Source organism: Deltaproteobacteria bacterium (genome assembly GCA_003696105.1).
GTDB lineage: Bacteria > Myxococcota_A > Polyangia > Haliangiales > J016 > J016.
In genome coordinates this window covers 1-13131 of record RFGE01000335.1, presented here as the reverse complement: position 1 = coordinate 13131, position 13131 = coordinate 1, and the positions used below count along the sequence as shown (strand labels likewise).

Sequence of the window (13131 nt, the reverse complement as noted above, 5' to 3'; positions counted from 1 at the left end):
GGGTGAGGGGGCGGCGCCGGGCGCGGTCTCGTGAGGGGGCGGCGGCGACGCCGGCGAGCGGCGGCGGGTGAGGCGGCGACGCGGCGACGCCGGCGGGCGGCGGCGGGTGAGGCGGCGATGTGCGGTGTGCGGGCATCGGTGTACCAAAGTTGCACGCTGCCAGTGGCACGGCGGTGGTGTTGACGCGAACTTGTGCGTTCGGCCGGCGGCACTATCGTTGCAACGCTGTCGGTCATGACCAGCGGTCCGTTCGACGCATTGGAGCAGGACTTCTTTCGACGAGGGGAGACGCTCGCCGTCGAGCCGGTCGAGGATTTTTCGGACCTGGACGAGCCGACCGCGGGCAGCCGCGGGGATGCGCGGCCTCCGGCCGCCGGCGCGCCCGGCGACCGGTCGGTCGTCGAGCGCCTGCCCCTGCGGGCCCGCGCGGCCGACCTGGCGGAGCGCGGTGCGGGTGCCGCGGCGCGGGTCGCCGGCGGCATCGGCGGCCTCTGGGCCGCCCATCGGGGGATCGCGGGGTACCTGGCCGGTTGCGCGACGCTGGCGGCCGTCGCATGGGTCGTTCCCGCCCCGGCGCGTACCGCCCGCGCCGCGGACGCAGCGGGCGAGTGCGCCGCGACCGGCGCGGCGCCGGGGGCACCTGCGGCACCGGTCGATTCCGCACCGGCCTCTGCCTCCCGCACCCCGGCGCCGCCCGCACCTTCCGGCCCCGCGGTAGCGGGCGCGCCGGCCTCTGCCGCGGCGCCGGCGGCGGGCGCGCGACCGGCGATGGCCGCGGCCGCGCCGGCGGCGCATGCGCCGGGCCCGACGGTCGCTCCCGCTCAAGCGGTCGCGACCGCGCCCGCCGCTGCCGCCGCGCCGCCCGTGGGTGAGCCGAGTCGGACCGGGAACGCCGCGCACTCCGCCGCGCCCGCGACCCCCGGCCGCGCACGGCGGCACGCCCAGGCCGCACCCGCTGCGCCGCCGCGGCCCCGCGCCGCGCAGGTTCGTCGCCGCGATGCCGCGCGGGCCGCCTACGCCGAGGGCCGCCGGCTCTACCTGGCCGGCCGCTACACGGAGGCCGTCGCGAAGTTCCGTGCCGCGGTGCGCGCCGACCCGTCGCTGGCACAGGGCTATCGCGCCCTCGGCCTCGCCTATCGCAAGCTCGGCGATCACCGCCGCGCGTCGCGCGCGTTCCGCGCGTACCTGCAGCGCGCGCCCCGGGCGCCGGACGCCGCCCAGGTGCAGCGACTCCTCGCCCGGGCGCGCTGACCGGCCGGTGCGCCCGGCCGCGGTCAGTCGCGGTGGTACGGCTCGCCCCGCGCGATGCGGAACCCGCGGTAGATCTGTTCGAGCAGGACGATCCGCACCAGCCGGTGTGCGATCGTCATGCGCCCGAACGCGATGCGGTGGTCGGCGCGCCGAAGCAACTCGGGGGCGTGGCCGTCGGCGCCCCCGATCGCGAACGCCACGTCGCCGCCCGACAGGAACTGGTCGGCGAACGCGCGGCTGTCGATCGCGTCGCCGCGCTCGTCGAGGGCGACCAACCGCGCCCGATCCGGCACCGCGGCAGCCAGCGCGGCGTCGTCCCGCAGCTCCCGGATGGCGAGCGCGCAGTAGGGCCGCAGCCGCTTGGCATATTCGGCCTCCGCGTCGCGGAAGTAGCGCTCCTTGAGCCGTCCGACGGCGAGCACCGTCACGCGCACGACGCCTCGGCCAGCACGCTAGTAGATTGGCTCGTCGGCGCGGATGCGCGCGTCGTCGGGGATGTCGATCGGCACCCGCGGCGCGTCGGACCACAGGCTCTCGAGGTCGTAGAACTCGCGCGTCGGGTGGTGGAACACGTGGACGATGACGTCGCCGAAGTCGAGCAGCCCCCACTGGCCGCTGGTCTCGCCTTCGGTGCCGAGGGGACGCTGGCCCCGCTCCTTGAGCGAGCCGAGCACGGCGTCGCAGATGGCGCCGACCTGCCGATCGCTGCGCGCGGACACGATCAGGATGTAGTCGGCGTACGAACACAGCTCGCCGACGTCGAGCAGCACCGGCTCGAGCGCCTTCTTGTCGAGCGCGGCGGCCAGCGCGAGGTCGGCCAACTCGCGGCCGGTCGCGCCGCCGCGTACCGCGGGCGCGACGCCGTCCTCGCGTCGGAGACTGATGTCGCGGGCGTTTCGCTGTAGCTGCAGGTTCGTCACGTTCCTCCTACTGGACCGTCAGGTCCGGATTTGGCCGGAGCCTCGTACCACGAACTTCGTGGTCGTCAACCCCTCTGCGCCCATCGGGCCGTACGCGTGGAGCTTGGTGGTGGAGATGCCGATCTCGGCGCCGAGCCCGAGTTCGCCGCCGTCGGCGAACCGGGTCGACGCGTTGACCAGGACGGTCGACGACTGCACCGCGCGCACGAACCGCTCGGCCGCCGCGTCGTCGGACGTCACGATCGCCTCGGTGTGGTTGGACCCGTACCGCTCGATGTGGGCCACGGCCGCGTCCAGGTTCGGGACGATGCGCATCGCGACGATCAGGTCCAGGTATTCGGCGGCCCAGTCGTCGTCGGTGGCCGGGATGGCCGCGCCGCCCGCCAGCTCGCATACGCGGGCGTCGCCGCGGATCTCGACGCCGCACGCGCGCAGCCGCTGGCACAAGGCCGGCACGAGGTCGGCCGCGACCGCCTCGTGCACGAGGATCGTCTCGCACGCGTTGCACACGCCGGGGCGCTGGACCTTCGCGTTCTCCGCGATGGCGAGGGCCATGTCGCGGTCGGCCGCCGCGTCGACGTACACGTGGCACACGCCCTTGTAGTGGCGGATGACCGGGATGCGCGACGTTTGCGACACGAACCGAATCAGCCCCTCGCCGCCCCGCGGGATCACGAGGTCGATCTCCTCGTCGCGCTGGAGCAACAACTCGATCGAGCGGCGCTCGGTGTTGCCGACGACCTGCACGGCGCTAGGCGGCAACCCCGCGGCGTCGAGCCCGGCGGCGATCGCCCGGCCGATCGCGCGGTTCGAAAAGAACGCCTCGGACCCGCCGCGCAGGATCACCGCGTTGGCCGACTTGAGGCACAGCGCCGCCGCGTCGGCGGTGACGTTCGGCCGCGACTCGTAGATCATCAGCACGACGCCCAGCGGGATGCGCATGCGCGCGACGCGCAGGCCGTTGGGGCGGGTGTGCTCGCCCTCGATGCGGCCGACGATGTCGGGCAGTGCCGCGACCTCCTCGACCCCGCGCGCGACCGCCTCGATTCGGCATTCGTCGAGCCGCAGCCGGTCGATCATCGCGGCCGACAGGCCGCGGGCGCGCGCGCCGGCCAGATCCTGTTCGTTCTCCGCGAGGATCGCGGCGGAGGACGCGCGCAGCTCGCGGGCGATGCGCTCGAGCGCGCGGTTGCGCGCCGCGTTATCCGTCTTGGCGAGCGCGCGCGCGGCCGTCCGGGCGTCGGCCGCGATTCGCGCGATGTCCCGCTCTAGCTCCGTGGTCGGCAAGCGAGCGAGAGGCTCCCGGTGGTGGTAGAGGTTGTGGCCGTCACAGGATCACGAGGTCGTCGCGGCGGATGACCTCATCGACATATTTATACCCCAGGATGGCGGCGATGTCGGCAGAACGTCGACCGGCGATGCGGCGCAGGTCGGCCGCGCCGTAGCACGCAAGTCCGCGTGCGAACTCGGTTCCGCCGGCGTCCACGACAGACACGAGGTCGCCGGCGTCAAACTCGCCGGACACGCCGGTGACCCCGGCAGGCAGCAGACTGGTCCGCCGGTCGACGAGCGCGGCGCGGGCGCCGGCGTCGACCGCGATGGCGCCGGCCGGCCGCGAGCCGAACGCGATCCAGTGCTTGCGGCTGGTGAGGCGGTCGCCCGGCGGAACGAACAAGGTGCCGATGTCCTCGCCGGCCAGTGCGCGCGTGAGCGCCCGGGGCTCGGCGCCCGGGACGACGACGGCGGCCGCGCCCGTGCGGCCGGCGAGCTTGGCGGCTTGCACCTTGGAGGCCATACCGCCCGAGCCGGGGCTGCCGGTCGTGCTGCCGCCCGCGACCGGCACGGCCTCGGCGTCGACGTCCCGCACGACCGGGATCCGCCGGCCGTCGGCGCCGCGCAGCCCCTCGACGTCGGTGAGGACGATCAGCGCGTCGGCGCCCACCAGATTGCACACGAGCGCGGCGAGCAGGTCGTTGTCGCCGTACTTGATCTCCTCGTAGCCGACCGTGTCGTTTTCGTTGACCACCGGCACCACCGACGCGGCGAGCAGGGCGTCGATCGCGTGGCGCGCGTTGAGGAACCGCCGCCGGTCGCGGATGTCGTCGTGCGTGAGCAGGATCTGGCCGATCGGGATGTCGTGCGCCGCGAACGCATTGCCCCAGTGCGTAAGCAGCGCGCGCTGGCCGACGGCCGCCGCGGCCTGCAGCGACGGGATGTCGGCCGGTCGCTTCGCCATGCGCAGGGCGCGCATGCCGAGGCCGATGGCGCCGGACGTGACGACGACCGCGCGCAGCCCGCGCTCGGCGCGCAGGGCTGCGATCTCGTCGGCGAGCGCCGCCGGGCGGCCGGCGGGGCTATCGGTGAGCAGGCGGCTGCCGATCTTGACGACGATGCGGCGGGCGGCGGCGAGCGCGGCGCGCTCAGGGTCACGCATGTCCCACCTCTTGCCGCCACCGCGACTCGAAGCACGTGACGAGGTCGTCGAGGTACGGGTTGTCCTCGGCCGACAACTGCGCGTCGACCGCGCGGGCCGCGCGGGCGAGGAACCCGGCCTCCTCGTCCATCGACCGCTCGATCGCCGAGTCGATCTCGGCGACGGCGACGACCTCGTCGGCACCGGCAGACAGCAGGCGCCGCAGCCGGCCGCCGGTGACCGCATCGATCAACTCGGCCGGCGCGCGGACGCTCGCCCGCGCCGCGGCGGCGATCGCCTTGCGGAACACCGCCGCGCCGATGCTGCCCTCGGTGTCGTCGATGCACTCGTCCATGAGCCGGCGCAGGCGGCGGCCGGTGGCGGCGTCGACGCCGAGGCCGACGTGCAGGCGGGCCGCGTAGTGGTCGAACAGGGTGGCGACCGAGAACGTCTTGGCGGCGGCGCGCGCGCGGTCGGCGGCGACGTAGGCGAGCATCAGCTTGCGCCAGCTGCGCGACAGCACCTTGAACAGGAACGTGCCGCCGGCGATCTGCGCGAAGCTCGGCGGCGCCGCATCGCCGTCGGCGATGGCGGCGACGGCGTCGTCGTCGATGTCCACGCCCCGCGCCGCCGCGATGCGCCGGATGATGCCGCGCCGGATGCGCGACGCGAGCCAGTCGTCGACGACCGGCAGCGGCAGCGCGCCGGCCATCGACGCGGCGATCGCGCGCGCCGCGATCATCCGGCGATGCTCCGCCAGGTGTTGCCGGCCGACGGTGAGGGACGTCGCGGTCATTTCGGTGCAGGCCCTCGGCGCTTGCGCGGCGCGAGGCCGTCGAGCAGCGCGTCCCGGTCGTCGAGTTCGTGCGAGCGCTGGTGCGTGGTCACCGTCTGGTCGGCGGGCGGCGGGGCGATCGCGTCGGGCGCGCCCGGCTCGACCTGGTGCGCGGCCGCGACCTCCATGTCGAACGGGCGGCCGTCGCGCGAAAACGCGAGGCGGGCGGCGATGCGGCCGTCGAGCACCGCGCCGGTGGCGTCGTCGACCACCGCGTAGCCGTCGACGTGATCCACGACGATGGTCTCGCGCCACGCGCGCGCCGGGTCGTCCTCGTGGCGCGGGCGCGGCCTGGCCGCTCGCGCCAGCTCGATGCGCCGGGCCGGCCGGCCCGCGACCGTGACCGGCCCGCGGTCGACCGGATCGACGGCCGGCGCGACGAGCGCGAACGTGTCGCCGAACGTGGCGTAGATGTCGTCGAGGATGCGCGCCGGCTCGTCGCGATCGACCGGCGGGCGGCGGTGGTACTTGCCGTAGCGCGGCCGCAGATACAGCTCGCCGCCGACGAACACGACGTGGCGGCCGTAGTCGCGCGAGTTGTCGAGCCGCGCGGCGAAGGCGCCGGCGTCGCGGTAGTCGATGGAGGTCTCGTCGGAGAGGCGCTCGACCTCGTCGCCGTCGGCCGACACCACGACCGACGACGTTCCGCGAAACCGGTGGCCGCCGAGCGCCGCGGCGACGCGGCGGTGCGGCTGGGTGAGCGCGCGCAGCAGTTCGGCCGGATCGCGCGCGGCGGCGGCGACGTCGATCGGGGCCGGGGCCGGTTCGCCCGCGACGAGGTCGGTCACGGCGAGCGGCGTGGCCGGCGCGCCGTCGCCGGCGCACGCCGCGGCGGCGGTCGCCGCGATCGCCGCGAACCGGGCGATCGCCCGCCGCCGGGGGGCGGCGGGACGCGTACCGGGTCGCGGTGCGGCGGGACGGGCCATGTCGCAGTTCTTAGCACATCGGCTCGCGGCGGCGCGCGGCCGCCTCGGGCGGGGCCGCGGTGCTAACGTGGTCGGGTCATGCCACTCGTCGAGGTGCTCGATGCCTGGGCGATGACGCCCGCGGCCGTCGCCGCCGCGTTCGTCCTCGGAACCGTGTTCGGCAGCTTCGCCAACGTGTGCATCGTGCGGCTGCCGCCGACGGACGACCACCCGCGCGGCCGCTCGATCGCGTCGCCGCCGTCGCACTGCCAGGCGTGCGGCACGCCGATCCGCTGGTACGACAACCTGCCGATCGTCAGTTACTTGTGGCTGCGCGGCCGCTGCCGCGCGTGCGGCGTCCGCTACTCGCCCCGCTACCTGCTGGTCGAGGCGGCGACGGGGCTGCTGTTTGCCGGCGCCTACGCGCTGTGCGTCACCAGCGGTGTGTTCGACGGGCCGCTGGCGATTCGCCTCGGGCGGTTCGCGGTCTACGCGGTGTTTTCGTTCGCGCTGGTCGTGATCGCGTTCATCGACATCGACCACCGCCTCATCCTCAACCGCGTCACCTACCCGGCGATCCCCGCGTTTTACGCGCTGGGCCTCGTGCTGCCGGAGCGGCGCTGGTACGAGGGCCTCGTCGGCGCCGCCGTGGGGTACGGGATTGTGCGTTTGATTTCCGATGGTTATTACTGGATGACGCGGCGCGAGGGGCTGGGCTACGGCGATGGCAAGCTGCTCGCGATCGTCGGCGCGCTGTTCGGCTGGCAGGCGGTGTTCGCGTCGCTGTTCGCGGGGGCGCTGGTCGGCTCCGTCGTCATGATCCCCGCGCTCGCCGCGGCGCGCCGGCGGGATCTGCGCCACGCCGAGGTGCCGTTCGGCCCGTTTCTCGCCGCCGGCGCGATCGCTTACATGTACGGCGAGTCGTGGGTTAAAGTAAGTTTCAGCTTGCTCTGGGGGGGGCCCGGAGGCTGAGCGCGCCAACGCAGTCTGTCGCCCGATGCCGTATCATGAAATGGATGAGTGTTGCCGTCGACGCCGCTGGAGGCGCGCGGCCGTGCGTTCGAGGGGGCCGCGGCGATCGCGCGGGCGTCGGACCGCGTTTCAACGATTGAGCACCGCATGAAGATCCTGTTCGCAACATTCACCAGTCGAGAGGACTTCCTCTCGCGACTGACGGTAGACGGCGACGGCGCGGGACAACTTCGCGTCGCGACCAAGGCGGTCTACGAGCCGAACGACGAGGTCATCCTGGAGATCGGGTTCCCGGGGCTTCCCAACCGCATCCTCACCCGTGCGGTCGCCGTCGGCAGCGCGGGGACGGGCGAGTTCACGTTTCGCATCGCCGACGGCGAGGACGACAAGCGCGACTTCCTCGTGGCGGTCGCCGCCGGCCGCGCCAAGGCGTCGTGGAAGCGCAAGCACCGGCGGTTTCCGATGCGTCTGCCGGCGCGGTTCGTCGTCGAGGGGGACGGCGACGGCGACGTGCCGCTGCGCGGCGACGCCGAGGTCGAAGACGTCGGTTCGGGCGGCGTATCGCTCAAGACGTCGCGATCGCTGCCCGACGGCGCGCGGGTCACGATCGTGCTCGATCCGCTCGACGGTTCGCCGGAGATCGAGTTCGAGGGCAAGGTCGTGTGGGGGCGTCGCGACGACAGCGTCAGCGGCGTCGGAATCCGGTTCGATCGCCTCGACGGCGAGGGGATGAAGCGGCTGCGCCGCATGATTCGCGACGTGAAGCTGCGCGGCGAGACGACCGAGTAGCCGCTCGCCTCGCTCGCCGAGCGAGTTCCCGCGCCGGCCGGTGGTCGCGCGCCGGTCGATCTGCGACAATCCGACCGTGGCTGACAGCGCGCGGTCGTTTGCCGGCTATACGCTGCACCAGCGGCTCGCCGTCGGATTCTACGGCGCGGTGTACCGCGCGGTCGGCGACCACGGCCGCGAGGCGCACATCCTGTGCGTCGACCCGAGCCTGGCCGCCCGCGACGGATTCGTCGATGCGCTGCACACGCACGGCGCGAACCTCGGCCTGCTCGAGCACCGCCACGTGCAGCAGACGATCCTCATCGGGCGCATGCCGGACGGGACCCACGCCGTCGTCAACGAGGCGGTGGCCGGGGCCGTGACGCTCGAGCAGCTGGTCGCCGACGCGGACGCGGTCGGCCGGGACATGTCCGAGGCGCTCGCGCTGGCGGTCGCGCGCGCGGTGGCGTCCGGGCTCGCCCGCGCACACGCCGCCGGCATCGCGCACGGCGCGGTGCATCCGCGCAGCGTGCTCATCGACGTCCACGGCGGCGTCAAGGTCGCCGACTTCGCCGTCGGCCGCGCGCTGGCCGAGGCGGCGTGCGCGGCCGGCGACGTGGCCGCGCTCGGCGCCCGCGGGTACGTCGCGCCGGAAGTCGCGCTCGGCGATCCGCCGTCGCCGGCCGCCGACGTGTACGCGGCGGGCGCGCTGCTCCACCGGCTGCTGTCCGGCGGCCCGCCGCCCGGTGAACTCCCGTGTCACGACGCGGTCGCGGCGATCGTCGCGCGTGCGCTCGCAACCGATCCGGCCGAGCGCTTCCCGACGGCGGTGGAACTGGCCGCCGCGCTCGATGCCGCCGCGGACGCGCCCGGCGTGGCGGTCGCGACGATCAAGGAGCTCGCGCGGTTCGCGGTCGGCGTGCGGGGCGCCGCAGAGGCGGATCTCGAGGCCGAGACCGAGGACGTGGTCGCGGCGATTGCGGGCGGCGGTGCGCAGGCGGCGCCGGCCGGCGGCGCGGCGAGCGATCTCGATGCCGCCGTCGATGCGCTGGTGGCCGGATTGCCGGCAGCGGGCGCCGCCGGCGAGGACGACGATCCGCCGACCGCGGTCGACCCGGTCGGGCAAACGGCCGCCGATCCGGTGTCCGCGTTGATCCGGGCCGACTCCGGCGGCGCCGACCCGATCGTGCGGCTCGGAGCGACCGCTGACGACGAGGACACGTACCTGCCGCCGGCGATGACCGATTCCGACGTCGAACTGGCGCACGCCGCCCGGCGCGCGATCGACCGGGCGGAGCCTCGCGGGGCGCCGCGCCGGCCGTTTCGCCCGCCGTCGGGGACCGACCCGGTGGCGCCGGCGGTGGACATGGCGCTGTCCCGGCGGCGCCCCGGCGCGTTGCTGTGGGTGGCGACCGCCGCGCTGTCGGCCGCCGCGGTCTACGGGGTGCTGCGAATGGGAAAGGCCGGCCCCGCGCCGGATCCGACCCCGGTGGTCCACGTCGTCGGCGACGAAGTGCGCGCCGGCACGATCGTGGTGCGCAGCGACGAGCCCGACGCCGCGGTGTGGTTGTCGCTCGGCCGCACGCCGGCCGATTCGCCGTCGCTGTCGGCGGCGGTCGTGCACCAGGTGCGAATCGAGCACGAGGGCTTCGCGCCGGCCGACATCAACGTGGTCGGCGGGATGTGGAACGGCAGCGGCGCGAACATGCGCGCGGTGGTGAGCGCGACGCTCCAACCGGTGCCGCCCGGCACGATCCCCGAGCCCTATCCGCCGGCACCGCCGCGTCCGACCACGGGCCGCGAGGGGCGCGGGATCCTGCACGTCGAGTCGCGGCCGCCGGGCGCCGAGGCGTACTTGTTGGTCGGCTTCACTCCCGAAGTGCGCCTGCGCGACGTACGGGCAGGGCAGGAGTACGAGTTCAAGGTGGTCAAAGCGGGATTTGCGCCGGCGTTCGCGGTCGTGCGCGCCGACGACTGGAGCGAAGGCGGACGCCCGGTGCAGATCGTGGAGCGCGACGTCGACCTCGTGCCGTTGCCGGCGTCGCCTCCGAAACCGCGGCGCAAGTAGTAGTACACTGACGGCCCAAGGAGTTCGTCCGGTTGGAAGGCGTCATCGGCATCGATCTCGGCACGACCAACTCGGTCGTCGCGACTGTCCGCAACAACCGCGTCGAGGTCATCCCGGACCGCTACGGCAATCGCCTGCACCCGTCGGTGGTCGCGTTCGTTCCGAACGGCGACGTGCTCGTCGGCCACTCCGCGCGCGCTCGGCGCCACATCGACCCGCGCAACACGATTTATTCGGCCAAGCGGTTGATCGGGCAGAGCATCCGCAACCCGATCGTCCGTCTCGCGCTGTCCACGCTGCCGTACCAGATCGAGGAGGGGCCGAACGAGCAGCCGATGATCGTGGTACGCGGCCGCCGCTACTCCGTTCCGGAGATCTCGGCGTTCGTGCTGATGCACCTCAAGCAGTGTGCCGAGCAGCACCTCGGCGCGCCGGTGTCCAAAGCGGTGATCACCGTGCCGGCGAACTTCACCGACTCGCAGCGGCAGGCGACCAAGCAGGCGGGGCAGCTCGCGGGCCTCAAGGTGCTGCGCATCCTCAACGAGCCGACCGCCGCCGCGCTGGCGTACGGGTTCGGCAAGGCGCTCAATGCGGTGCTGGCGATCTATGACCTCGGCGGCGGTACGTTCGACGTGACCGTGCTGCAGATTCGCGACCGGATCTTCGAAGTGCTCGCGACCGGCGGCGACTCGTTCCTCGGCGGCGACGACTTCGACCGGGCGCTCGTGAACCGTTTGGCGGGCGAGTTTCTCGAGCGCACGCGCATCGACCTGCGGACGCAGCCGGAGGGGTGGGCGAAGCTTCAGACGGCGTGCGAGCAGATCAAGTGCCGGCTGTCGGACGATCCGGTGGTCGCCGGGACGATTCACGATCTGGCCGTCGGAGCCGGCGGCAAGTCGGTGGGGCTCGACTTCGAGATTTCGCGGCAACAGTTCGAATCGCTGATCGAGCCGTACGTCGAGCGGAGTGTGCAGGCGTGCCGCGAGGTGCTCGCCGCCGCCGGACTCGAACCTCGGGATCTGACGGATTTGATCCTGGTCGGCGGGTCGACTCGCACGCCGCTGGTGCGGACCGCGATCGAACAGCAGTTCCACCGCAAGCCGCAGGCGCGGATCAATCCCGACGAGACGGTCGCGTACGGGGCGGCGCTGCAGGCGGCGGCGCTGACTTCGGGCCACGCCGACCCCGCGCAGTTTTACTCGCTGCTGCTCGACGTCGCGCCGCGCGCCCTCGGCATCGCGGTCGCCGGCGGCTACAATGAGACGATCATCGAGCGGAATACGCCGATTCCGGTCGAGCGCACGCGCAAGTTCATCACGAGCAAGGATTTCCAGACGCGCGTGGACATCCAAGTGTCGCAGGGCGAGGCGAAGATGTTTGCCGACAACGAAAAGCTCGGCACGCTCGAACTACACGACCTCGAGCCGGCCAAGCGCGGCGAAACCGAGATCGAGGTGACGTTCACGATCGACGTGGACGGCATTCTCAGCGTGCGCGCAATCGACACCAAGACCGGGCGAGAAACCCGAGCCACCATGCGCGTGATCGGCGCGCCTTCACCGGGCGCGGACACGCCCGACGCCGATCCACAGCACCTGCCGCGCCCCGCGTAGGACGTGCCGATGGGGGACAGCCGACAGGCCCGTGAGGCGGTGATCGCGTTCGTGGACAAGGCGTTCGCCGCGCTCGACCGCGTCGATTACTATGCGCTGCTCGGCGTGCAGAAAGATGCCACGGCCGTGCAGATCAAGGATGCGTACTACCGGCGCGCGGCACGGCTCCACCCGGATCTGCACATCGGCTGGATGGACGACGCGTTCAGGCGAAAGCTCACGTCGGTCTACTCGCGCGTGGTCGAGGCGTACCGCGTGCTGATCGACGGACAGAAGCGAGAGCAATACGATGCGGGGCTTGCCGACGGCAAGCTGCGGTGGGATGCGGACGCGGCGGCGCGGCCGCGCATTCGCCGGCCGGAGGACGACGTGCCCGACGGGGCGGCGCGCAAGTTCTACAAACTGGGGACGGCGGCGCTCGCCGCGGGCGACGCGAAGGGGGCGGTGATGAACCTGAAGATGGCGCTGTCGGTCGCGGCCGACAACGCCGTGATCCGCGATGCGCTCGCGCGCGCGGAGCGCGCCGCCCGTGGAGAGGACCCGTGAGCCGGGCCAGGTCGCTCAAGGTCCGCTGCTCGACGTGGGATCAGGTCGAGCAATTCTACGAGACGAAGATGCGCGCCGACCGCACGTTGGTCGTGAAGGTGCCGTTTTCGCCACACAAGGGCGACCCGGTGACGATCGCCCTCGTGTTGCCCGACGACGTGACGGTCGCCATCGATGCGACGGTGGCCGCGGCGCGGCCCGCACCCGACGGCAGGCGCGCGCAGGTGTTGTTGTCGCTGTCCGGCATGACGGACGACTTGCTGCGGCGACTGCGCGCGCTCGTCGCGGAAGGCCGAGCGGAGGCCGCGCTGCCCGCGCCGCCGAGGCTGCCGGGCGATGCCGAGCCGTCGGAGCGCATCGAGCCGCCACCGGCGGAGCCGGCCGACGCCCCCGTCGACGAGATCGTCGACCAGCGCACTGCGCCAGCCGTCGACGCGGTGCGCGATGAGCACCGCGACGTGTTCTTGCAGCTGGAGGCCGAGCACCGGCGGCTGCGGGCCGCCGCCGCCCACGAAGTGCTCGGCGTCGCGTGGGACGCGGGTGTGTCGGAGATTCGCCGCGGATACTTCCGGCTGGTCAAGCGCTTCCACCCTGACGTGTACGCGCGCTACGACTCGGACGCGATCGCGCAGCTCGCGGAGGAGGTGTTCATCCACATCAACAAGGCCTACGATCGGATGCGCGACGCGGCCGCCGCCGCGGGCAAGGCGATCGCGGCGGGCCCCGCCTTGCTGCCGCACGACGGCTGGATCGCCGGGTTGGAAGACGTCGCCGACGCGGCGCCCGCGCCGCCCGCGCCGCCCGCGCCGCCCGCGGCGCCCGCGCCGCCCGCGCCGCCCG

Annotated in this window: 13 protein-coding genes; 7 read left to right on the top strand and 6 right to left on the bottom strand. The window is 73.4% G+C overall.

Going from position 1 to position 13131, the window contains the following annotated elements; all coding sequences use genetic code 11:
- Window positions 1-234 precede the first annotated feature (234 nt).
- On the top strand, window positions 235-1251 hold the full coding sequence (locus tag D6689_20935; GenBank protein ID RMH37531.1) for a tetratricopeptide repeat protein: 1017 nt from the start codon (window positions 235-237) through the stop codon (window positions 1249-1251).
- 23 nt (window positions 1252-1274) lie between these two features.
- On the opposite strand, the gene D6689_20930 is transcribed toward D6689_20935, so the two are convergent.
- From D6689_20930 to D6689_20905, 6 genes are read right to left on the bottom strand one after another with little or no spacing between them, the layout of a single operon-like run.
- The gene (locus D6689_20930) at window positions 1275-1685 is read right to left on the bottom strand and encodes a 23S rRNA (pseudouridine(1915)-N(3))-methyltransferase RlmH (protein RMH37530.1); all 411 of its coding nucleotides are present in this window, start codon (window positions 1683-1685) and stop codon (window positions 1275-1277) included.
- A gap of 18 nt (window positions 1686-1703) precedes the next feature.
- Window positions 1704-2135 (bottom strand): ribosome silencing factor, encoded by a 432-nt coding sequence (gene rsfS, locus D6689_20925; protein RMH37532.1) that lies wholly within the window; start codon window positions 2133-2135, stop codon window positions 1704-1706.
- A gap of 54 nt (window positions 2136-2189) precedes the next feature.
- Entirely contained in the window at window positions 2190-3458 is a 1269-nt protein-coding gene (locus tag D6689_20920) for a glutamate-5-semialdehyde dehydrogenase (GenBank protein ID RMH37529.1), read from the bottom strand.
- 40 nt (window positions 3459-3498) lie between these two features.
- Window positions 3499-4605, bottom strand: a complete 1107-nt coding sequence (proB, locus tag D6689_20915) for a glutamate 5-kinase (GenBank protein ID RMH37528.1) — start codon at window positions 4603-4605, stop codon at window positions 3499-3501.
- Window positions 4598-5326: a hypothetical protein gene (locus D6689_20910; protein ID RMH37527.1), complete on the bottom strand. Its 729-nt coding sequence runs from the start codon at window positions 5324-5326 to the stop codon at window positions 4598-4600. Before D6689_20910 ends, proB begins: the two co-directional genes overlap by 8 nt.
- A gap of 50 nt (window positions 5327-5376) precedes the next feature.
- Complete coding sequence (locus tag D6689_20905; GenBank protein ID RMH37526.1) at window positions 5377-6345, bottom strand: hypothetical protein; 969 nt, start codon at window positions 6343-6345, stop codon at window positions 5377-5379.
- 78 nt (window positions 6346-6423) lie between these two features.
- On the opposite strand from D6689_20905, the gene D6689_20900 reads away from it, so the two are divergent.
- The 6 genes from D6689_20900 to D6689_20875 form a co-directional block, all read left to right on the top strand.
- Window positions 6424-7296, top strand: coding sequence for a prepilin peptidase (locus tag D6689_20900; GenBank protein ID RMH37525.1), 873 nt, complete (start codon window positions 6424-6426; stop codon window positions 7294-7296).
- A gap of 48 nt (window positions 7297-7344) precedes the next feature.
- Window positions 7345-8085 carry a PilZ domain-containing protein gene (locus tag D6689_20895; GenBank protein ID RMH37524.1) on the top strand — a complete coding sequence of 247 codons (741 nt, stop codon included), beginning with the start codon at window positions 7345-7347 and terminating at the stop codon, window positions 8083-8085.
- A gap of 40 nt (window positions 8086-8125) precedes the next feature.
- Window positions 8126-10132, top strand: a complete 2007-nt coding sequence (locus tag D6689_20890; GenBank protein ID RMH37523.1) for a hypothetical protein — start codon at window positions 8126-8128, stop codon at window positions 10130-10132.
- Between the two features lie 32 nt (window positions 10133-10164).
- Entirely contained in the window at window positions 10165-11745 is a 1581-nt protein-coding gene (locus D6689_20885) for a molecular chaperone DnaK (protein RMH37522.1), read from the top strand.
- Window positions 11746-11754: 9 nt separating this feature from the next.
- The gene (locus D6689_20880) at window positions 11755-12291 is read left to right on the top strand and encodes a J domain-containing protein (GenBank protein RMH37521.1); all 537 of its coding nucleotides are present in this window, start codon (window positions 11755-11757) and stop codon (window positions 12289-12291) included.
- Window positions 12288-13131 (top strand): J domain-containing protein (locus D6689_20875; GenBank protein ID RMH37520.1); only part of this gene is annotated, 844 nt, incomplete at its 3' end. The genes D6689_20880 and D6689_20875, both read left to right, overlap by 4 nt.